Here is a 19,858-nt window from a genome sequence, read left to right on the forward strand (position 1 = left end):
ACCTGCCAGAGTCCCGTCACTCCGGGGCGCACCAACAGCCGGCGCTTGACCCGACCGTCGTAGGCTTCGACCTCACGCCGCAACGGCGGACGCGGACCCACCACGCTCATCTCGCCACGAATGACATTGAGGAACTGCGGCAACTCGTCGATGCTGAACCGACGCATCACCTTGCCGATACGGGTGACCCGCGGATCGTCCTTCATCTTGAACAGCGGACCGGCACCCTCGTTCTGCGCCAGCAACGTGTCGACCATCTTGTCGGCATTGGTCACCATCGAGCGGAACTTGATCATCCCGAACGGCGTGCCGTCGATGCCGATACGCTCGGCCTTGTAGAAGATCGGACCCCGATCCTCGAGCTTGATGAGCAGGGCGACGACCGCGAACACCGGAGCCAACGCCAGCAATGCCAGGCTTGCGAACGCCAGGTCGAAGATCCGCTTCCCCGAGCGCTTGGCCCCGTGGTAGCTGGGCTTCTCCACGTGGATCAGCGGCAGACCGGCGACCGGGCGCATCTCGATCCGCGGACCGGCCACATCGACCACACCGGTGGCGACCACCAGGTCGGTGTCGAGCGGCTCGAGCTGCCAGACCAGATCGTGCAACCCCTCGCTGCCCAGGGTTTCGGTGGCGGTGACCACCACCGAGTCCGCCCCCGACAACTTGAGTGCTTCGACGACGGAGTGTTCGTCGCCGTAGATGGTGATCTCCCGGCCGTCGACATCGATCACATCACCGGGGGCACCCGAATAACGGGGCACACAGACACCGACGACGCGGTAGCCCTCGCCGTCCTTGCGGGAGAAGGTGCGGGTCATATGCCGCACCGCTCGCGCGCCACCCACAACGAGTACCGACGTGTGGAAGTCGCCCCGAGCACGCTTGCGCGCGATCACCTTCCGCCACACCCAGCGCGACAGCAGCAAACCGGCAAGACCCACCGGCAGAGCGATGGCAAGAAAGCCGCGCGCGATCTGCTCGTTGGTGATGAGCGCGATGATGGCGATGGTGCCGAACATGGCGAGCGTCGCCGAGATGACCCGCTGATACTCGTCGTAACCGGCACCGATGACGCGACGCGACCGCGTGCGGAAGAGGCTCAGTGCGCCCAACCACGCAACGATGATGGTCGCGGAGGTCAACGAGTACTCGAGTTCTGCGCCCTCCCCGGCGAGCAAGAGTTCCTCGGATCCGAACCGCACCCACTGCGCCAGCAGCACGGACAACACAACGACGAGCGCGTCCGTGACGTAGAGCCGCTTCACGTAGGCGTTCTGCCACTTCCACCGATTGACGCCGGTGCCGGGCAACGCGTCCGCGGGGGCACGTTTCGGTGCACCCCGCGGAGCGTCGGACGGGTCGAGCCCTCGATCATCGACCGTCGTCATCCCGCAGTCCTCCCCATAAGTGGTGTCTCCTCCCCGAGACAAAACTTTCCCGACGAGTCCAGGCCCCGGCGCTGGAACCGGACTCGAGCGAGCGTTACCCGAACTATCCCTAAGAAATAGCTGAGCGTTACGTGTGAATTGAAGTCTTGTCGCAGATCAGCCGGGAAATCCAGACTCTGTTCGGTAGCCGGTGATGCGGTCGCGTCGTGTGTTCGGTTGAATCCCTTGGGCTTCGAGTCCGTCCACCTGGGCGTAGTCCGATCGATGGAAATACCCAGAGTGATGATCATCACGTTTATGTGAAGTTCTTCTCCAACCCGGAACCCGATCGATTCACCAGGATCGAGGAGAGCCGGGCGCCGAATAGTGTTACTTCGAGTTTGCGAAATATCAAGCGCCCTCTGCCGGGTGGTGAGGACACCACGCGGCCCGCGCAGCCCGACCGTTCGCCTATCAAAGGTGAAAGGCTGACGCGCCGAAGCGGGACTCGCCCGGCGTGTTGCAGGGGCGAGCCTCGTTTCAGCGCGCGAGGGTTCGGCCGACACCCGGAACCGTGCTGCCGGACGCCCGCTCCATTCATGCCGATAGCCGGAGATATGGTCGGGATAGGCTTCGGTATCGCTAGCGAGAGCCCTGAGGAGAACTGTTGAGCACCCTCCAGACCCTTGATCGCGGTCTACGTGCGCTGGACATCGTGTCCCAGCGACCAGGGGGGATTTCGGTCGCGGAACTCTCGGCCGAACTGGAGGTCGCTCGGGCCATCGGCTATCGAATCGTCGCGACGCTCGAAGCACACTCGCTCGTAGCCCGAATGCAGGACGGCCGGATCAGACTGGCGGTGGGAGCCGCACTACTCGGTTCGCGCTTCCGTCCCCGCTTGCGCGAGGTGACGCAACCGCTCCTGCGAGACCTGGCTCAGCAGACATCGGCCACTGCTTTCCTGTCGACCCTCGAGGGCGACGAGTGCGTAGTGATCGCGGTGGCCGAACCCGATTCGGGCATCCTCCGGGTGGGCTACCGAGTCGGCACCAGACATCCCGTGTCCAAGGGCGCGGCCGGTATCGCCATCCTTGCCGGTCGCCCCGCATCGGAGTCCGACACCGACGCGATCCGACGCGCACGCGAGGACGGCTTCAGCATCACCGCCGGCGAACTCGAACACGGCGCTGTCGGCGTGGCAGCCGGCGTGCGCTCTCCCGTCGACCATGAGGGCATGGGATTCGAGGCGAGCGTCGGCGTTGTCGCGATCGAAGGTCTCGATACCGACGTTGCGGCAGCCGCCGTTGTGGCGACCGCCGCACGGATCAACAGCCTGCTCGATACCTGACCAGTACAGCCGCACTCGAGGACGCCCGCTGCGGGCGTCCTTTTTTTGTGCCCTCAGCACAGAGATCCAACCCCGGCGTTGACGTCGAGTGTGACCACCGTTACCGTCTTAGTGTGCGTTCAACGAACAAATGTGTTCGTTAAAAGTAAATCCGCAGTTCGCAGATGGAGAGCATCATGACGAGTCAGTCGATCGGCACCGCCCTCGACACCCCGCAACCCGCCGCGGAGAGCCGCTGCCCCATCGACCACACCGCCTTCACCTCCCCTACCGGCTGCCCCGTCTCCCCACGCGCCGCCGCCTTCGACCCCTTCACCGGGCCGTACCAAGTGGACCCGGCCGCATCCCTGCGCTGGTCCCGCGACGACGAACCCGTCTTCTACAGTCCCGAACTCGACTACTGGGTGGTCACCCGCTACGAAGACGTCAAAGCCGTCTTCCGCGACAACGAACTGTTCTCGCCCGCGATCGCGCTCGAGAAGATCACCCCGACCTCCGAGGAAGCGAACGCCGTCCTCGCCCGCTACGGCTATGCCATGAACCGCACCCTCGTCAACGAGGACGAACCCGCGCACATGCCGCGCCGCCGTGCGCTGATGGAACCGTTCACCCCCGCCGCGCTTGCGCACCACGAGCCGATGGTGCGCCGCCTGACCCGTGAGTACGTCGATCGTTTCATCGACACCGGACACGTCGACCTCGTCGACGAGATGCTCTGGGAGGTTCCGCTTACCGTCGCACTGCACTTCCTCGGGGTGCCCGAAGAAGACATGGACACCCTGCGCGAATACTCGATCGCGCACACCGTCAACACCTGGGGGCGCCCGGCTCCCGAGCAGCAGGTCGCCGTCGCCGATGCCGTCGGTAAGTTCTGGCAGTTCGCCGGCACCGTTCTCGACAAGATGCGCAAGGATCCCAACGGGCACGGCTGGATGCCTTTCGGAATCCGCGTTCAGCAGGAACAGCCGGACGTCGTCACCGACTCCTACCTGCACTCGATGATGATGGCCGGCATCGTCGCCGCGCACGAGACCACCGCCAACGCCTCCGCAAATGCCTTGCGGCTGCTGCTCGAACATCGCGACGTGTGGGAGGAGATCTGCGCCGACCCGAGCCTGATCCCCAACGCGGTCGAAGAATGCCTACGTCATTCCGGATCGGTAGCGGCGTGGCGGCGTCTCGTCACTGCGGACACCACGATCAACGGTGTCGCCATTCCTGCCGGGGCGAAACTGCTGATCGTGAACTCGTCCGCGAACCACGACGAACGGCACTTCGACCAGGCCGACGACTTCGACATCCGGCGCGACAACGCCAGCGACCATCTCACCTTCGGGTACGGCAGCCACCAGTGCATGGGAAAAAACCTCGCACGCATGGAGATCCAGATCTTCCTCGAAGAACTGACCCGCCGCCTGCCACATATGGAGCTGGTCCCGGATCAGGAATTCACCTATCTGCCCAACACCTCGTTCCGCGGACCCGATCATGTGTGGGTTCGCTGGGATCCGACGCGCAACCCCGAACGAGCCGATCCGGAATTGCTGTCCCTTCAGCAGCCGGTCAAGATCGGCGAACCGTCGAAGAACACGATCGCTCGCACGATGGCCGTGACCGACCTCGAACCCGTTGCCGACGACACCCTGCTGATCACCATGCGCGACACGAGCGGGCGGCCGCTGCCGAAATGGTCCGCCGGGTCGCATATCGACGTCGACTGCGGTGCAGTGTCGCGACAGTACTCACTGTGCGGTGACCCGAACGACCGCAACACCTTCCAGGTGGCCGTTCTCCACGATCAGGAGAGTCGGGGCGGGTCCCGGTGGATCCACACCGAACTTTCCGTCGGCGACACGCTTCGGGTGCGGGGTCCCCGCAACCACTTCAAGCTCGACCCCGACGCGAAACGGTATGTCTTCGTCGCCGGTGGCATCGGCATCACCCCGGTGATCGCGATGGCCGATCAGGTCAAGGCCGCCGGAGGCGACTACGAGATCCATTACGCCGGACGCTCACGCACCTCGATGGCATTTCTCGACCGTCTCGCACGCGACCACGGCGATCGGGTCCGGCTCTATCCCGGCGACGAAGGCACCCGCATGGACCTTCCCGCTCTCTTCGCCGACCCGGAAGAGGGCACGCAGGTGTACTCGTGCGGTCCCGAGCGTCTGCTCTCCGCACTCGGCGAGGCCACCGCACATTGGCCCGACGACACCCTGCACGTCGAACATTTCTCATCCACGCTCGAAGAACTCGATCCCTCCAAGGAGCACGGCTTCGAGGTAGTGCTGAAGGATTCCGGCATCACCGTCCCGGTCGCTGCCGACCAGACAGTGCTCCAGGCACTTCGAGCCGCCAACATCGACGCGCAGAGCGATTGTGAGGAAGGCATCTGCGGCGCCTGCGAGGTACCTGTCCTCGGCGGCGAGGTCGACCACCGCGACCTGGTCCTCACCAAGGCCGAGCGCGCAGCCGGAAAAACCATGATGACCTGCTGCTCCCGCGCATGCGGCGACAAGCTGACCCTCCAGCTGTGACACAGCAACCCTCGAAACTGATCCGAAAGGCACGACATGACCACCATCGAGCAGTCGGGTACGCCGTCCGTCCCACCGGACTCCGGCACACCGACCACCAGAACCCCGTTCAAACGGGTTCTGGCCGGCAGCATGGCCGGCGCCGTCCTCGAGTGGTACGACTTCGCGATCTACGGCATCCTCGCCGCGACCGTCCTCGGCCCTCTGTTCTTCCCCAGCGGCAACCCGGTCGCCTCCTTGTTGATGGCACTGGCGACCCAAGGCCTCGGGTTCGTCGCCCGGCCCCTCGGCGGCATCGTCTTCGGTCATCTAGGTGACAAGTTCGGACGCAAACCCATTCTGGTTGCAACGTTCCTGATGCTGGGAGGCGCGACCGCCGCGATCGGACTGCTCCCCACCTACGGCCAGATCGGGATCTGGGCCACCGTCGCCCTGGTCGTCCTGCGCATGATCCAGGGCTTTGCCCTCGGTGGCGAGTTCGGCGCCGCAGTGATCCTGGTCAGCGAATACGGCGAACCCAAACGACGCGGATTCTGGGCGGCGTGGCCGCAGTCCGGAGCGCCGGCCGGTACCGTCCTGGCCACCGTCACGGTCGGCATCCTGGCGGTCGTCTTCCCCGGGGACGCATTCGACAACTGGGGCTGGCGCGTCGCCTTCCTGCTCGCCGTGCCCCTGCTCATCATCGGCTTTCTGATCCGACGGGGTGTCGAGGAATCTCCGGTCTACCAGGCCGCACAGGCGAAGGCCGAGTCCGCCGAGGACAAGGCTGCACGCAAGGAATCGTCCAGCATCATCGAGGCGCTGCGTAAGCCGCGCCCGTTGCTCCACGGCCTCGGCATGCGCCTGGGCGAGAACATTGCGTTCTACGTCTACACGATCTTCGTCATCGCGTACGCCACGACCTATTTCGACTACACCCGCGGCGCGATCGTCACCACCGTCGCCTTCGCATCGGTGTGCCAGTTCCTCGGCATGATCGGCGGCGGATGGTGGTCCGACCGGGTGGGACGCAAAATCGCGATGCTCGTCCCGGCCGTCTCGCTCATCATCTGGGCGCCGATCTTCTTCTCCCTGGTGCACACCGAGAACATGACCGCGCTCGGTGTGGGTGTGTGCGTCGGCGCATTGCTGCACGGCATGCTTGCGGGTCCCGAAGCCGCATGGATCACGGAACTCTTCCCCACCAAGTACCGCTTCGCCGGTTCGTCGCTGGTGTTCCAGGGCTCGTCGATCATCGCCGGGGCTCCTGCCCCGTTCATCGCGGTGTGGCTGGTCGACCGCTTCAGTGCCACCGCAGTCATCGTCTATCTGGTGATCACCATGTCGATCACCGTGATCGCCGTGGCCACCAGTCGCGAGACGAAGGGTGTCGATCTCGACAAGCTCGACGATCTCTACTGAGCACGCCTCATCGAGAATTGGCACGCTGAAACGAGGTTCGCGTCGGCAACACGCCGCGCGAGCCTCGTTTCGGCGCGTCAGCTCGGATCTGGGGTTCTTTTCAGGAAGCTGAAGAAACCGGGCGTGTGCACCTCACGCAGACGCGTGAGTTTGCGGTAGGAGATCAGCCAGACACCGTCGACCTTGCGGTACTCCTCGTGGTAGTGCCCCCAGCCGTGCAGCGACTCCTCGACGCCGTCGTTGTCCCACCACAACTCGTCCTCCATCGCCCAGACGCCGCGCGCGCTCGTGGCTGATTCGAGGACGATCTCGGGGCAGTGGCCGTGGTGCGCCGAGGTGATCGACACGGGTCCGTCGAGGAAGTTGCTGATAGCGCGTGTGAGTGCCTCGCGTCCGACTACACGGCCGGGCTGTTCGCCGGTGCGGGGCTGCTTGTCGCTGGGGAGTCCGCCCCACGTCTCGCTCACCACGTCCTCGGTGTGCAAGGTGGGGTACAGCTCCCACTGCTTGGTGTCCATCACCCGCAGCCGGGCCGAGAAGACCTGCTGGATCTCGTGGACGGCGAGAAGCTGTTCGGCCGCAGACAGGTCGCTGGTCGGGCGGTCCGTGGTCTCGGTCATGGCGATCCTTCCGGAGCGGGCGGTCACCTCCCCTGCCTACCGGTCCTCGGACGGAAACTCCTGCGACGTCCCGTTGATCGGAACAACCGGCATCCTCGCGCGGTGAAACGGGTCCGGCGCGGCGTGTTGCAGGGGCGAGCCTCGCTTCATGGCGTCAACATGAGCGCGGGACCCCTCCGAGTTGCCCAGGATGTTCCGTTCAACGGAAACACCGGTGCGCGCTCACATCACAGCTGGGACTGTTCGACACGCCACACCTGCACAGCGCAGGTCGCTCCGATTCGCGGAGCACCCCTCCACGTAGTCCCGGCTCGTCAGCAGCCGATTCCCAGGAAGAGTCACCGTCATGGGTCAGGTATTGGACAGGATCATGCAGCACGCGGACGAGATCCGCAGTGAAGGCCTCGTCGGCGACGAACAGATGCGGCTGTCGGACATCTCGGCGAAGCACCTGCGCGATTCCGGCATCATCCGCATGTTGCAGCCGAAGGAGTTCGGCGGCTCGGAAGCACACCCCCGCGAGTTCGCCGAGACCGTCATGTCCCTCGGTGCTCTCGACGGTGCGACCGGCTGGGTGGCCGGCATCGTCGGTGTGCACCCGTGGGAGCTCACCTTCTTCGACACGAAGGCCCAGGAAGAGATCTGGGGCGACGACAACGACATGTGGATGGCGTCGCCGTACGCACCGATGGGTGTCGCGGTGCCCGTCGACGGGGGTTACATCCTCAACGGTCGCTGGTCGTTCTCGTCGGGTACCGACCACTGTGGTTGGGTCATGATCGGCGCAGCAGTCGGCGACAAGGACGGCAACCGCACCGGGCAGGTCCTGCACGTGCTGCTCCCCCGCTCGGACTACGAGATCGACGCGGACAGCTGGAACGTCATCGGTTTGCGCGGCACCGGGTCGAAGGATCTGATCGTCAAGGACGCGTTCCTGCCCGAGTACCGCACGATCGACGCCGACATCGTCCTGAGCGGAAACGGCTGGCGGCACGCGGGTCGCGACGAGACGCTGTACAAGTTCCCCTTCTCGTACATCTTCCCGCTGGGCATCACCTCGTCGCTGATCGGCATGACCGAGGGTGCGCTGGCCTGCTACGTCGCCGCACAGAAGGAGCGCGTTCAGGTCACCGGTGTCCCCATCAAGGAGGACCCGTACGTCCTGTTCGCGATCAGCGAGGCAGCCGCCGAGATCTCCGCGTCGCGGCTCGCGCTCCTCGAGACCGTCGACCGGTTCTGGGACAAGACCGACCGCGGTGAGGAGATCAGCTTCGAGGAGCGCGCCATCGGCCGGCGCACCCAGATCTCGTCGGCGTGGCGTGCGGTGCGGGCGATGGACGAGATCTTCGCGCGTGCCGGTGGCGCGGCGGTGCACCTGAAGACGCCGATGCAGCGCTTCTGGCGCGACGCGCACGTCGGTCTGACCCACGCCATCCACGTGCCGGGCATGATCTACCACTCCGCAGCTCTCACTCAGCTCGGTGGCGACCCGCAGGGTCCCTACCGCGCAATGATCTGATCCCCTTCGACATTCGAGGACGACGACATGACTGAACTGAGAGGTCTCGGTTACCTCCGCATCCAGACCCAGGACGTGCCGCGCTGGCGCGCCCTGCTGCTCGACGGGCTCGGCATGGCCGAGGGAACCGGCCCCGAGGCCGACGGCTTCTACGCCCGCATCGATGAGCGCCGCTCGCGCATCCAGGTGCTGCCCGGCGATTCCGACAAGGCACTGGCCGTGGGCTGGGAGGTGCGTGACGAGTTCGCGCTCCAGCGCGTGCGTGAGGCTGTCGAGAAGTCGGGACGCACCGTAGAGGTGCTCTCGCACAAGGAAGCGACCTACATCGACGCCGAGGGCGCCATCGCGTTCGAGGATCCGGCCGGAACCCGCCTCGAGGTGTTCTTCGGTCCGGTGCTCGACCACAGCCCTGTCGTGACGCGGTTCGGTGGACGCTGGGTGACCGGCGGCCTCGGCCTGGGCCACGTCGTGCTGCCGACGGCGAACTTCGCCGAGACGTACGAGTTCTACACGCAGGTGCTCGGTTTCCTGCCGCGCGGCTCGATCCGTCTCGATGAGGACGGTCTCGTGCGCGTCCGATTCCTCGGCATCAACGAGCGGCACCACAGCCTCGCGCTGTGCCCGGCTCCGCCGAACGAGGAGCCCGGACTGGTGCACCTGATGACCGAGGTCGACACGCTCGACGCGGTCGGTCAGGCGCTCGACCGGGTGAACAAGCTCGACTTCTCGATCTCGTCGACGCTCGGCCGGCACACCAACGACAAGATGATCTCGTTCTACGTTCGTGCACCCGGAGGCTGGGACCTCGAGTTCGGCACCGAGGGCATGCTCGTCGACGAACGTCACTACACGTCCGAGGAGATCACCGCGGACGCGTACTGGGGCCACGACCAGTCGGGATCCGAGCCGTTGAAGGCGTTCCTGCCACCCACTGCCTGACACCCCTCGGTCCGTCCGACGAATGCACCGCGACTTCCGGTCGCGGTGCATTTTCGTTGTTCTGAAATTCGTTCTTCCGGGAAGCTCCGAGTGGCGCTACAGTCGTAGATACTCATTGATCGGTCGATCAATCAACGAATATGCCACGGAGAAGACCATGCCCGAAGTCCTCCCCACCCCCTCATCCGTCATGGACCGTCTCGACCTGCTGCTCGAACCGTTCCGCGACACGGACGGCCTCACCCTCACCGAGCTGTGCCGACGGACAGGCTTCCCCCGTTCGTCCGCTCATCGGATGCTTCTCCAACTCGTGCGGGTCGGGTGGATGCGTCGCAGCGGCACCACCTATCACCTCGGCCCGAAGATCGTCGAGCTAGGCGCCCTCGCGCAGGCACACGACCGCATCCACAGCGCCGCTCTCCGCTCGATGTACGCGCTGCACCGCGAGACCGGACTGGCCGTCCACCTGACCGTCCTCGACAACGATCAGGTCGTCTACCTGGAGAAAGTGAGTGGCGCGCAGGTCACCGACAGCACGTGGGCGGGCCAGCGGCGCCCTGCCGAGGACACCGTCGCCGGCCTGGCGCTGCTGGCCCGACGCGACGGAGCCCACCCCGCCCTGACGGGCAGTAACGGGCACTCGCTCGTCGGCGGTGTCGTACACGGAGGCGAGTGCTTCCGGCACGCCGTCGCCGCCTTCGCTGCGGGCGACGGCGAGATCGCCGCGCTGTCGCTGGCCGGCCCGGTCGAGGCGATAAGCGAGGACGCGGTCCGGCGGTTGCGTCGGGCAGCCGACCATCTGGAGACGACTTTGACCGCGTGACGCCACACCCCGTCAACCGATCTGCTGATCAATCGATCAGTCGATGATCTCGATGCATTGCGAGGATCCCATGACACTCGACGACGAGTTCTCCAACGCCTTCATCGCCCGCGTGGCCGGACTGCTGGACGAGTTCCACACCGGCAATCGGCTCACCCTCTCCGAGCTCTCGACTCGCACGGGTCTGCCACGCTCGTCCACCCATCGCTTGCTCACCCAACTCATCGAGCACGGCTGGGTGAGCAAGCGCGGCAAGACCTACGCCCTCGGACGCACACCCCTCGAATGGGGCGCGTTGGCACGGAGCCACGACCGTCTGCACCGAGCGGCCCATCCCGTCCTGCACGACCTGCATTCGGCGACGGGTCTCGTCGTGCATCTGGCCGTCCTCGACGGTGGCGATGTGCGCTACGTCGACAAGGTCGGCCGCGGACCTCTCGCGCTCCCCTCGCGCATCGGTGGACGGCAGCCGGCACATCGCACCGCACTCGGAAAAGCCCTTCTGGCCCACACCCGACTACACGCCTCCCATCCTGCAACAGGATGCACGTACCCCACTGCGCCCAGGGCCGAGAACTTGCTGTCCCGCAACGAGATCGCACGTATCCGCGAACGACATGTCGCGCACGAGCGCGAGGAATCGGTGCCGGGTGTCGCGTGTGTGGCGGCGCCCATCGGAAACGGGCAGACATGCGTGGGAGCACTGTCCGTGACAGGTCCCGTCGACATCGTCGACACCGTCGGCCTGGCCACCCCGGTCCGGCTCGCGGCGCGAGCGGTGTGGCGTGCCCTGTCCCCGAGCGATTCTCGGCCACATCTCGGTCGATCGGTGGGTCAGCGCACCAACGCCTGACCACCGTCCACCGGGAGTGAGTGGCCCGTGATGTAGCGGGCGGCCTCACTGCACAGGAAGACGACGGCGGGCCCGATGTCGGTTTCGGGATCGCCGAGTCGGCCGAGCGGAATCGAACTCGCGTACGCGGCCGCTTCTTCCGGCTCGCGTTCCGCCCACTCCTGCATGGCTACCGAATCGGCGAGCGGCAAAATCGAATTGACACGGATCCCGTCCGCCGCCCACTCACAGGCGGCGGTGCGGGTGAGAACCCGGATCGCCTCCTTCGCAGCGGCGTATCCGCCCGTCCCCGAGGGGTTCCACCGGATACCGGCCGCCGATCCGAGATTGACGATCGAACCACCGCCGCACAGGTGCGGATGGCATGCCCGCATCATCCGCCAAGTGGCGGTCGGACCGGACTCCATACCGTCGCGGTACACGGCTTCGGCGAGTTCCAGCAGCGTTCCCGGAGCGGGTGTTTGCGCGTTGTTGACCAGGATTGTGAGTCCACCGAACTGTGCAACCACCTCGGCGACGGTCGCATCCACGGCTGCCGGGTCGGTTACGTCGCATACGTACGGCACCGCACGACCACCCCGTGCCTCGATCTCGACCGCGGTGGCACCGATCGTCTCCGCGGTGCGCCCCACGACGGCCACCGAGGCTCCGGCGGCGGCGAGCGCGAGCGCAATCCCCCTCCCGATACCCTGACCTGCGCCGGTCACGAGAGCTGTGGCGCCTGCCAGCGGGGTAGCGGGAACGATCGGGTCCATCCGGGACACGGCCATGCATACTCCTGAAGACGTGAAGAACATGAACCCATTGATCGGTTGATCAATGGGTGTGGCAGAATACGGTCCGAACCAGGCCTGTACGGGCCTTACGAGAGGACGACGGTGGACCCGCAGGAGCGAAAGCGGCAGATACTCGACCGGTCGGCGGAGATCTTCGCCCGCAAGGGTGTCACCGCCACCACCATCCGCGAGATCGCCGATGCGGTCGGTGTCTACTCCGGAGCGCTCTACCACTACTTCCCGTCCAAGGAAGCGATCGTCACCGAGCTCATCCGCGAGTACATCACCGACCTCAACGAACGGTGCCGCGAGGTGCTCGCTCGGTCACTACCGCCGGTCGAGCGACTCGAAGCCTTCACACAGATCGCGCTGGAGACCTCCGAGGACTATCACGGCGCGACCTCCATCTGGCGACGCGAAGGCGAGTACATGCGCGAGCGCGTCGTCGAGGCCGACATGGTCTCCTCGGCCGACGCCATGGAAGTCGCATGGCGCGAGGCCATCCGGGACGGCATCGCGGAAGGGGTCTTCCGCACCGACATCGATCCCGAAGCGTTCCGGGAACTGATCTACGACGCGGTCTGGCATGCCTCCCGCTGGTACCGGCCCGGACCGAACCGCACCCTCGCCGATCTCTCGCGCACCATCGTGTCGTTGTTCGTCGACGGCTTCCGCCGACGCGACACATGATCCGTCCCGCCGCGTACGGCGGGACGGATCATCGGATCACTCCGCCGAACCGGTGAGGTTCTCCTCGACCTCCTTGTGCCACGACTCGAGCGCACGGGAGGTGTCCACCTCGAACTCGAAACGCTGGGTCATGTCCGGTGTGACGTCCTCGAGGTCGACGTAGAACTGGTTGTACCAGCGACGCAGCTGGTAGACCGGGCCGTCCTCCTCGGTGAGGAGCGGATTCTCGATGCGGGACTTGTGCTTCCAGATCTCGATGTCCTGGGCGAACTGCTCCTCGAGACCGTCGGTGAACATCGTCGCCATCTCGGCGGCCTGCTCCTCGGACATGCCCTCGATCTTCTTGACGATGGTGCCGAACTGCAGCACGAACGAATTGTTCGTCACCGGATAGTGGCAGTTGATGAGCTTCGACTCGATGGTCGTGCCTTCGGAGACCGTGTAGATGGTGTCGAGCATGAAGGACGGACCGTAGTAGAAGGCATCCGAGATGGTCTGTGCCTCCGGAAGGTCCATCTGCACACCGGTCTTGATGTCGTCGCGCCCGTAGGAGCGCATGTGCTGGCCGGCGATGTGCCCGTCGAAGACGTTCTTGAAATACTCGGGCATCTGGAAGTGCACGTAGAAGAAGTGCGCCATGTCGACGACGTTGTCGACGATCTCGCGGCAGTGCGATCCCTCGACGTGGATGGTCGTCCACGTCCAGTCGCTCCACTGCCCGTCCTCGTAGCCATCGATCTCGGGGATCGCGAGTTCGGGAGTGGGCTCACTACCCTGCGGGCAGTGCCAGACGAACAGAACGCCGTTGCGCTCCATCGTCGTCCACGCCTTGGTGCGGCCGAGCTTCGGCGTGCGGCGCGCGTACGGCACGGCCTCGCAACGGCCCTGTCCGTTCCAGCGCCAGTCGTGGAACGGACAGGCGATGGTGTCACCCTTGATCTCGCCGCGAGCGAGGTTGCCACCCATGTGTCGGCAGAAGGCGTCGAGCACGTGCAACTTTCCGGCCGTGTCGGCGAAGACCACCAGGTCGGTGCCGAACACCTTGACCTGGTGCGGCTTTCCGTCGCGGAAGTCCTTCGCGAGGCCGATGCAATGCCATCCGCGCGCGAAACGGGTGGGGTTGGTACCTGGATCGATGTTGCGGATCTCGATCCGCTCCTGAGGGACGGTCATGTTTTCTCCTGCGCTGACGAGAGGTGAAGGGGCTGACGAGGGTCGAAGGCGAACGACGGTCACCGGGCTGGGGCGACCGTTTCCGTGGAAGCGAGAGGAGCGATCGCAGGATCGATCCGGTGCCCGGTCCGGATCACACCGTCGGCCACCGCCTCGTCCACCGTGCGGTCGAGTGCCTCGCAGCGCATCACGTAAGCACCAGGATCAGCGGTTGCCGCGGCCGCGATCTCACGGCACGACTGTCTGGCCTCGTCGGACCACTGGATGCTGGTATGAGCGGGGCTGTACTTCGCGACGAGCACGCGAGCGTCACAGGTGTGACAGGCGAGCGACTGCATGTTGCCGATTCCCTTCCTCGGATACACCGAGACTAGGAACCCAGGTGTGGGCAGCGACACAGCTTTTCAGCCCAGCGGGACAATCGGGGTTCTATCGAACGCGCGGCGACTTCGGCGCGGTGAAACGGGGCTCGCGCGGCGTGTTGCAGGAGCGAACCCCGTTTCAGCGCGTCAGCGTGGAAGTAGACGGGGGATGCGTACACGGAAGGTAGAGCCGACACCCTTCTCCGACTCCACCTCCACCTTTCCGCCGTGCGCCGCGACCAGCGCAGCGACGATCGACAGGCCCAGACCACTCCCACCCGACGCGCGGGTGCGGGAGGTGTCGGCGCGGTAGAAGCGTTCGAAGACGCGCTCGCGGTCGTCGGGGTCGAGGCCGGTGCCGGTGTCGGCGACTTCCAAGATCGCATCGGTGTCCGCGGTGCCCACCCGAACGGTGACATCGGCGTCGGGTGGGGTGTGGGTCAGCGCGTTGGTGACGAGGTTGCTCAGCACCTGGCGCAGACGGGCGTCGTCGCCGAGAACCTCGGGAGTGCCTGGGCCGTCGATGATGTCGAGGGTGATGGCCCGTTCGGGCGCGACGGCACGCGCGTTGTGCACCGCGTCGGCGGCGACCGCGAGCAGGTCCACCGGGGAACGGTCGAGCGGGCGTTGTTCGTCGAGTCGCGCGAGCATCAGCAGGTCTTCGACGAGCAGGCCCATGCGGCGGGCCTCGCGTTCGATGCGTTCCATGAGCATGCCGGTGTCGGTACTCGCGCCCTGCCGGTACAACTCGGCGAAACCGCGGATGGTGGTGAGCGGGGTTCGGAGTTCGTGGCTGGCATCGGCGACGAAGCGACGCATCTTCTCCTCCGAGCGTCGCGCCGACTCCTCGGATGCTGCGGTTGCTGCGAAGGCCGATTCGATCCTGCCGAGCATGGCGTTGAAGGTCACCGACAACCGCCCGATCTCGGTTCGGGGATCGCCCTCGGGCACCCGCTCGCTGAGGTCGCCTTCAGCGATCGCGGCGGCGGTGCGCTCGACCTCGTCGAGGGGACGCAGGCTCATACGCACGACGACACCGCCGCCCACCGCCAGTGCGACCAGCACGACCGCACCGATCACCGTCTGCAGCACGACGAGGCTGTCCACCGTCTCCTCGGACTCGGCCAGGCTCATCCCGACGGTGGTTACGACACCCGACGCGTTCTCGGTGCTCATCACCCGCCAGTGCGGACCGTCGTCGCCCACGGATCCGACGGTGACGGGCCTACCCGTCGGATCCTCAGGCACATCCGGTGCGGTCGACTTGTCGTTGACGACGAACAGCACTTGTCCGTCGGCGTCGACGACCTGCACGTAGAAGGGGCTCGGCGGTCGCCGGGAGGTGGGGGCGTCCAGCGGTGGCGTCAGTGGGGGTCGGTCGGGTCGCGCCCAGGTCCGTGCGGCCTCCTCGAGGTCCCGGTCGACGCGCGACAGCAGAGAGTTCTGCAGAGCCGAGGTGACGGCAACACCCGACGCGAGCAGACCGATGCCGGCCAGGAGCACCAGGGCGGCCACCAGCGTCCAACGGAGCGGCAGCGCCCGCAGCCGGTTCATGTGCGGGGTTCCCGCATCACGTAGCCCACCCCGCGAACGGTGTGGATGAGGGGGACGTCGCCGGTGTCCACCTTGCGTCGCAGATACGACACGTACGACTCGACAACCCCGACCTCACCGCCGAAGTCGTAGTTCCACACGTGCTCGAGGATGCGGGGCTTGCTCAGCACCGTCCCGGCGTTGAGCATGAAGTACCGCAGCAGCGTGAACTCGGTCGGCGACAGCGACACGGGCGTGCCGGCCTTGAACACCTCGTGGGTGTCCTCGTCGAGTTCGAGGTCGGCGAAGGTGATGCGGGAGCTGCGTTCGATCTCGGACACCTTGCCGGCGCGGCGCAGGATCGTGCGCAGCCGGGCGATGACCTCTTCGAGGCTGAACGGTTTGGTGACGTAGTCGTCGGCGCCGAGCGTCAGGCCCGCGACCTTGTCCTCCACCGCGTCTTTCGCGGTCAGGAACAGCACGGGCGCGTCGATGCCATCGGCGCGCAGGCGGCGCAGCAGGCCCATGCCGTCCATCCCGGGCATCATCACGTCGAGGATCACCGCGTCGGGCCGGAAGCGTCGCGCCTTGTCCAGTCCTTCGGCGCCGTTGCTCGCGGTCTCCACCTCGAAGCCCTGGAACTTCAGGCTCACGGACAGCAGTTCGACGATGCTCGGCTCGTCGTCGACGACGAGCACGCGCGCTTCGGGAATCCGGTCGGTCACGACTTCGATTGTCGCGGGTAGGGCTGTCACCCCGCTCGAGGTTTCCTGGCAGATTCCTGTGAGCTTCCCGATTGTCAGGAAGTTGCCAGGAGAACTCCACGGAACCTCGAGATCACGAGTGTGTGCTGTGGGGGTGAACAACGGCTTCCAGCAGACCGCGAGCACACTGCACGCGTTCAACCGGTACGAGATCAAATACTTCGTCGACGAGATGAAGGTGCCCGAGCTGCGGCGCGAGCTCGCCGCCCGGATGGACACCGATCCGTACTCCCCGCACGGCGGATATCCGGTGACGTCGCTGTACTACGACACACCGGATCTGCGGTTCTACTGGGAGAAGATCGAGGGCCTGAAGTTCCGCCGCAAGGTACGCATGCGGCTGTACGGGGACCCGGCCGCATGCACCGACGACACTCCCGTGCAGGTCGAGATCAAGCAACGCGTCAACCGGGTGACGCAGAAGCGTCGCACCGCCCTCCCCTACGGTGTCGCCCTGCGATGGCTGAACGGACGCGAGGACATCGAGTGCGACGACTCGCAGCGGCCGTTCGTCAACGAGGTCTCCGGCCTCGTGGGGAATCTGGATCTGCGACCGATCGTGACGACCGGTTATCTGCGCGAGGCGTTCGTCGGCCGCGACGCCGACCTCGGCCTGCGCGTGACGATCGACCACAAGGTGCACGGCCGCGACCGCGACTTCCATTTCGCGTCCGGCGCCGAGAACCGCTTCATCATCCCGCCGAAGCTGGCCGTCGTGGAGCTCAAGGCCAACGAGCGGGTGCCCTACTGGGCGACGGATCTGACGGCGCGGCTGGACATGTCGGTGATCCGGGTATCGAAGTACTGCCAGTCGGTCGAGGCGTTCGGACTCGCACCCAGGTCCCGTTTCGGTGCACCGGAACTGGTGCTGCCGGACGGCTTCGATGTGCGGGTACCTGCCGATCTACTTTCCACCGAGCCGATTCCGGTTCGCTGACTCTCCCTTTCCGAAACAAGGACGGATATGAATTTCGATTTGCAGGACCTCAGTGGCACGTTCACGACCTTCGACATCGTGGTGTCACTGGCGTTGTCGTTCGTGCTGTCGAGCGTCATTGCGTGGGTCTACCGCTACACGCACAAGAACGTCTCCTACAGCCAGTCCTACGTGCAGACGCTGGTGCTGGTCGGCATGGTCATCGCGCTCATCATGCTGGTGGTCGGATCGAACATCGCCCGGGCGTTCGCTCTCGTCGGCGCGCTCTCGGTGGTGCGATTCCGCAACGCCATCAAAGAAACTCGCGATGTCGGGTTCATCTTCCTGGTGATGGCCATCGGCATGACCACCGGTACCCGCTTCTACGTGCTCGCCATCGCGGCGACCGTCGCGATCTGCCTCGTGCTGCTGATCATGAACAAGTTCAACTGGTTCAAGCTCGACGTGCAGCGTCAGGTGGTCAAGGTGCAGGTGCCGCCGGAGCCTGCCTACACCAGCACCGTCGAGGACGTTCTCATCAAGCACTGCAGTGAATACGAGTTGGTGTCCACCGAATCCGTCCGCGCCGGCGCCCTGGTGGAGCTGTACTACACGGCTCAGCTGAAGAAGGGCACGAGCTCGAACGACCTGATCGCTGCATTGAGCGCCGTCAATGCCGGCCAGCGGGTGAGCGTCCTGACCGGATACGACCAGACCGACCTGTGATGACGGCACCCACCCCGCGGCGCCGTCTGCGGCACCGGATACCGACCTCGCTGCGTCGGCACTGGAAACTGCCGGTGGCGTTCATCGCGTTCGTCGCGATCGTGGCCACGGCCTTCGGAGCGACACGCGTGCGGCCCTACATCACAGGCGACCCGACGATCATCTCCTCGGAGATCACCGAGAACGTCGCCGGCACAGTCGATCTGTTCGACACCTCCGCCACACACGAGTTGTCGCTCGAGATCGGCGACGCCGAGTACGACGACATGATCTCCGCATACGAGAAGGACGGCGACAAGGAGTGGGTGGTCGCCGATGTGGTCATCGACGGCACCCGCATCGACGACGTGGGTGTGCGCCTGAAGGGCAACTCGACGCTGCGCGGCCTGCAGGGCGAGGGTTTCGATCAGGCGCAAGGCCCGCCCGGGATGGAGGGCACGGTTCAGGTGGATCCGGAGGATCCGACCTCGTTGCCCTTGCTGATCCGTTTCGACAAGTACGTCGACGGTCGCGCGTATCAGGGCATGACAGAACTGTCGGTGCGGCCCGGCTCGCCGGTGATCAACGAGGCGATGGCGTTGTCGCTCACCGCCGAGACCGATCAACCGACCCAGCGGTACGCGTACACGGTGTACTCGGTCAACGACAGCGCCACCGCGACGCGACTGGTGCTCGAGCATCCCGACGAGCAGTACGCCAACTCGCTGTTCGACTCCCCCGGCTACCTCTACAAGGCCGATGCGTCGTCGCGGTTCGAGTACGTCGGCGACGACCAGTCGGACTACGCCGACCAGTTCAAGGAGATCAATGCCGCCGACTCCGGGACGCTGCAACCCATCATCAGCTTCCTGAAGTGGATGGACTCGGCCGACGACGCAGAGTTCGACGCGCACCTCGCCGACTGGGTCGACGTCGAGTCCTTCGCTCGGTACGTCGCCACACAGAACCTGCTCGTCAACTTCGACGACATGGCCGGACCCGGTCAGAACTACTACCTCTGGTACGACCTCGACACGAAGAAGCTCTCGGTGGTCTCGTGGGATCTGAACATGGCCATGCGGGGTGATACTTCCGCCGGCCCGGACGACTCCGTCTCCATGATGGGCGGCATGGGACCGGGCGGTCGCCCGCAGGGCATGGCGGGCGCCACGCCACCGGAGGGGATGCCTCAGGCCATGCCACCTGGAATGCCTGGAGGTGAGGGTCGCGGACCAGGCGGCGGCAATACCTTGAAGACCCGCTTCCTCGACTCCGACGCCTTCACGGAGATCTACCACCAGGCGTACCGAGAACTGTCCGAGCAGATCTACGGCAACGGTCTGGCACTCGAGGTCCTCGACGCGGTGGCGGCGTCGGTGCCGACCTCCGACGGACTCACCGCCGAGGCACTGCAGGAGAGCGTCGACTCGATGCGCTCGTGGATCGAGGAACGCACGCAGGCACAGCTTCAGTGGATCCAGCCCCGCTGAGCGGGGTCGGATCCACCGAAGTTACGGATACTGTCGGGC

17 protein-coding genes are annotated in these 19,858 nt (G+C 65.5%); 11 read left to right on the plus strand and 6 right to left on the minus strand.

The window, feature by feature from the left end; all coding sequences use genetic code 11:
• Window positions 1-1,391, minus strand: a 1,391-nt coding sequence (locus ACLBYD_RS23565; RefSeq protein WP_447818360.1) for a sugar transferase, incomplete at its 3' end; no start/stop codon positions are given.
• A gap of 646 nt (window positions 1,392-2,037) precedes the next feature.
• Between ACLBYD_RS23565 and ACLBYD_RS23570 the strand changes: the two genes are divergently transcribed.
• From ACLBYD_RS23570 to ACLBYD_RS23580, 3 genes are all read left to right on the plus strand, one after another.
• Entirely contained in the window at window positions 2,038-2,718 is a 681-nt protein-coding gene (locus tag ACLBYD_RS23570) for an IclR family transcriptional regulator (RefSeq protein WP_447818361.1), read from the plus strand.
• A gap of 176 nt (window positions 2,719-2,894) precedes the next feature.
• Complete coding sequence (locus ACLBYD_RS23575) at window positions 2,895-5,255, plus strand: cytochrome P450 (RefSeq protein WP_447818362.1); 2,361 nt, start codon at window positions 2,895-2,897, stop codon at window positions 5,253-5,255.
• Window positions 5,256-5,291: 36 nt separating this feature from the next.
• On the plus strand, window positions 5,292-6,656 hold the full coding sequence (locus ACLBYD_RS23580; protein WP_447818363.1) for an MFS transporter: 1,365 nt from the start codon (window positions 5,292-5,294) through the stop codon (window positions 6,654-6,656).
• Between the two features lie 77 nt (window positions 6,657-6,733).
• Here ACLBYD_RS23580 and ACLBYD_RS23585 read toward each other — a convergent pair whose 3' ends face one another.
• Window positions 6,734-7,276: a nuclear transport factor 2 family protein gene (locus tag ACLBYD_RS23585; protein WP_447818364.1), complete on the minus strand. Its 543-nt coding sequence runs from the start codon at window positions 7,274-7,276 to the stop codon at window positions 6,734-6,736.
• Window positions 7,277-7,622: 346 nt separating this feature from the next.
• Between ACLBYD_RS23585 and ACLBYD_RS23590 the strand changes: the two genes are divergently transcribed.
• The 4 genes from ACLBYD_RS23590 to ACLBYD_RS23605 all read left to right on the plus strand — a co-directional run bounded on the left by ACLBYD_RS23590 (window position 7,623) and on the right by ACLBYD_RS23605 (window position 11,410).
• Window positions 7,623-8,795 (plus strand): acyl-CoA dehydrogenase family protein, encoded by a 1,173-nt coding sequence (locus ACLBYD_RS23590; RefSeq protein ID WP_308877708.1) that lies wholly within the window; start codon window positions 7,623-7,625, stop codon window positions 8,793-8,795.
• Window positions 8,796-8,822: 27 nt separating this feature from the next.
• Window positions 8,823-9,734 (plus strand): biphenyl-2,3-diol 1,2-dioxygenase, encoded by a 912-nt coding sequence (gene bphC, locus ACLBYD_RS23595; RefSeq protein ID WP_016694848.1) that lies wholly within the window; start codon window positions 8,823-8,825, stop codon window positions 9,732-9,734.
• Window positions 9,735-9,891: 157 nt separating this feature from the next.
• Window positions 9,892-10,557, plus strand: a complete 666-nt coding sequence (locus ACLBYD_RS23600; RefSeq protein WP_447818365.1) for an IclR family transcriptional regulator — start codon at window positions 9,892-9,894, stop codon at window positions 10,555-10,557.
• Window positions 10,558-10,627: 70 nt separating this feature from the next.
• Window positions 10,628-11,410, plus strand: coding sequence for an IclR family transcriptional regulator (locus ACLBYD_RS23605; protein WP_308877714.1), 783 nt, complete (start codon window positions 10,628-10,630; stop codon window positions 11,408-11,410).
• On the opposite strand, the gene ACLBYD_RS23610 is transcribed toward ACLBYD_RS23605, so the two are convergent.
• A complete protein-coding gene (locus tag ACLBYD_RS23610) occupies window positions 11,392-12,180 on the minus strand; it encodes an SDR family NAD(P)-dependent oxidoreductase (RefSeq protein WP_447818366.1) in 789 nt (262 codons plus the stop codon). The genes ACLBYD_RS23605 and ACLBYD_RS23610 overlap by 19 nt on opposite strands.
• A gap of 108 nt (window positions 12,181-12,288) precedes the next feature.
• Here ACLBYD_RS23610 and ACLBYD_RS23615 point away from each other — a divergent pair, with 108 nt between their 5' ends.
• Entirely contained in the window at window positions 12,289-12,876 is a 588-nt protein-coding gene (locus tag ACLBYD_RS23615; protein ID WP_088897944.1) for a TetR/AcrR family transcriptional regulator, read from the plus strand.
• Window positions 12,877-12,912: 36 nt separating this feature from the next.
• On the opposite strand, the gene ACLBYD_RS23620 is transcribed toward ACLBYD_RS23615, so the two are convergent.
• From ACLBYD_RS23620 to ACLBYD_RS23630, 3 genes are all read right to left on the minus strand, one after another.
• The gene (locus ACLBYD_RS23620; protein ID WP_447818367.1) at window positions 12,913-14,049 is read right to left on the minus strand and encodes a Rieske 2Fe-2S domain-containing protein; all 1,137 of its coding nucleotides are present in this window, start codon (window positions 14,047-14,049) and stop codon (window positions 12,913-12,915) included.
• 509 nt (window positions 14,050-14,558) lie between these two features.
• Window positions 14,559-15,965: a sensor histidine kinase gene (locus tag ACLBYD_RS23625; RefSeq protein WP_447818368.1), complete on the minus strand. Its 1,407-nt coding sequence runs from the start codon at window positions 15,963-15,965 to the stop codon at window positions 14,559-14,561.
• Window positions 15,962-16,669, minus strand: a complete 708-nt coding sequence (locus ACLBYD_RS23630) for a response regulator transcription factor (RefSeq protein ID WP_447818369.1) — start codon at window positions 16,667-16,669, stop codon at window positions 15,962-15,964. Before ACLBYD_RS23630 ends, ACLBYD_RS23625 begins: the two co-directional genes overlap by 4 nt.
• A gap of 133 nt (window positions 16,670-16,802) precedes the next feature.
• Here ACLBYD_RS23630 and ACLBYD_RS23635 point away from each other — a divergent pair, with 133 nt between their 5' ends.
• The 3 genes from ACLBYD_RS23635 to ACLBYD_RS23645 are packed head-to-tail and all read left to right on the plus strand — an operon-like array spanning window position 16,803 to window position 19,819.
• Window positions 16,803-17,645, plus strand: a complete 843-nt coding sequence (locus ACLBYD_RS23635) for a VTC domain-containing protein (RefSeq protein ID WP_447818412.1) — start codon at window positions 16,803-16,805, stop codon at window positions 17,643-17,645.
• Window positions 17,646-17,672: 27 nt separating this feature from the next.
• A complete protein-coding gene (locus ACLBYD_RS23640; protein ID WP_447818370.1) occupies window positions 17,673-18,350 on the plus strand; it encodes a DUF4956 domain-containing protein in 678 nt (225 codons plus the stop codon).
• The gene (locus tag ACLBYD_RS23645) at window positions 18,350-19,819 is read left to right on the plus strand and encodes a CotH kinase family protein (RefSeq protein ID WP_447818371.1); all 1,470 of its coding nucleotides are present in this window, start codon (window positions 18,350-18,352) and stop codon (window positions 19,817-19,819) included. The genes ACLBYD_RS23640 and ACLBYD_RS23645 overlap by 1 nt, the downstream gene beginning before the upstream one ends.
• Window positions 19,820-19,858 lie beyond the last annotated feature (39 nt).

The organism is Rhodococcus sp. C26F, assembly GCF_053345925.1.

What these genes read in the sequence shown, in the direction of transcription:
- ACLBYD_RS23620 (WP_447818367.1), bottom strand. Translation starts at nt 14,049, where the DNA reads ATGACCGTCCCTCAGGAGCGGATCGAGATCCGCAACATCGATCCAGGT.
- ACLBYD_RS23605 (WP_308877714.1), top strand. Translation starts at nt 10,628, where the DNA reads ATGACACTCGACGACGAGTTCTCCAACGCCTTCATCGCCCGCGTGGCC.
- ACLBYD_RS23575 (WP_447818362.1), top strand. Translation starts at nt 2,895, where the DNA reads ATGACGAGTCAGTCGATCGGCACCGCCCTCGACACCCCGCAACCCGCC.
- ACLBYD_RS23590 (WP_308877708.1), top strand. Translation starts at nt 7,623, where the DNA reads ATGGGTCAGGTATTGGACAGGATCATGCAGCACGCGGACGAGATCCGC.
- ACLBYD_RS23585 (WP_447818364.1), bottom strand. Translation starts at nt 7,276, where the DNA reads ATGACCGAGACCACGGACCGCCCGACCAGCGACCTGTCTGCGGCCGAA.
- ACLBYD_RS23625 (WP_447818368.1), bottom strand. Translation starts at nt 15,965, where the DNA reads ATGAACCGGCTGCGGGCGCTGCCGCTCCGTTGGACGCTGGTGGCCGCC.
- bphC (WP_016694848.1), top strand. Translation starts at nt 8,823, where the DNA reads ATGACTGAACTGAGAGGTCTCGGTTACCTCCGCATCCAGACCCAGGAC.
- ACLBYD_RS23640 (WP_447818370.1), top strand. Translation starts at nt 17,673, where the DNA reads ATGAATTTCGATTTGCAGGACCTCAGTGGCACGTTCACGACCTTCGAC.
- ACLBYD_RS23610 (WP_447818366.1), bottom strand. Translation starts at nt 12,180, where the DNA reads ATGGCCGTGTCCCGGATGGACCCGATCGTTCCCGCTACCCCGCTGGCA.
- ACLBYD_RS23645 (WP_447818371.1), top strand. Translation starts at nt 18,350, where the DNA reads ATGACGGCACCCACCCCGCGGCGCCGTCTGCGGCACCGGATACCGACC.
- ACLBYD_RS23600 (WP_447818365.1), top strand. Translation starts at nt 9,892, where the DNA reads ATGCCCGAAGTCCTCCCCACCCCCTCATCCGTCATGGACCGTCTCGAC.
- ACLBYD_RS23580 (WP_447818363.1), top strand. Translation starts at nt 5,292, where the DNA reads ATGACCACCATCGAGCAGTCGGGTACGCCGTCCGTCCCACCGGACTCC.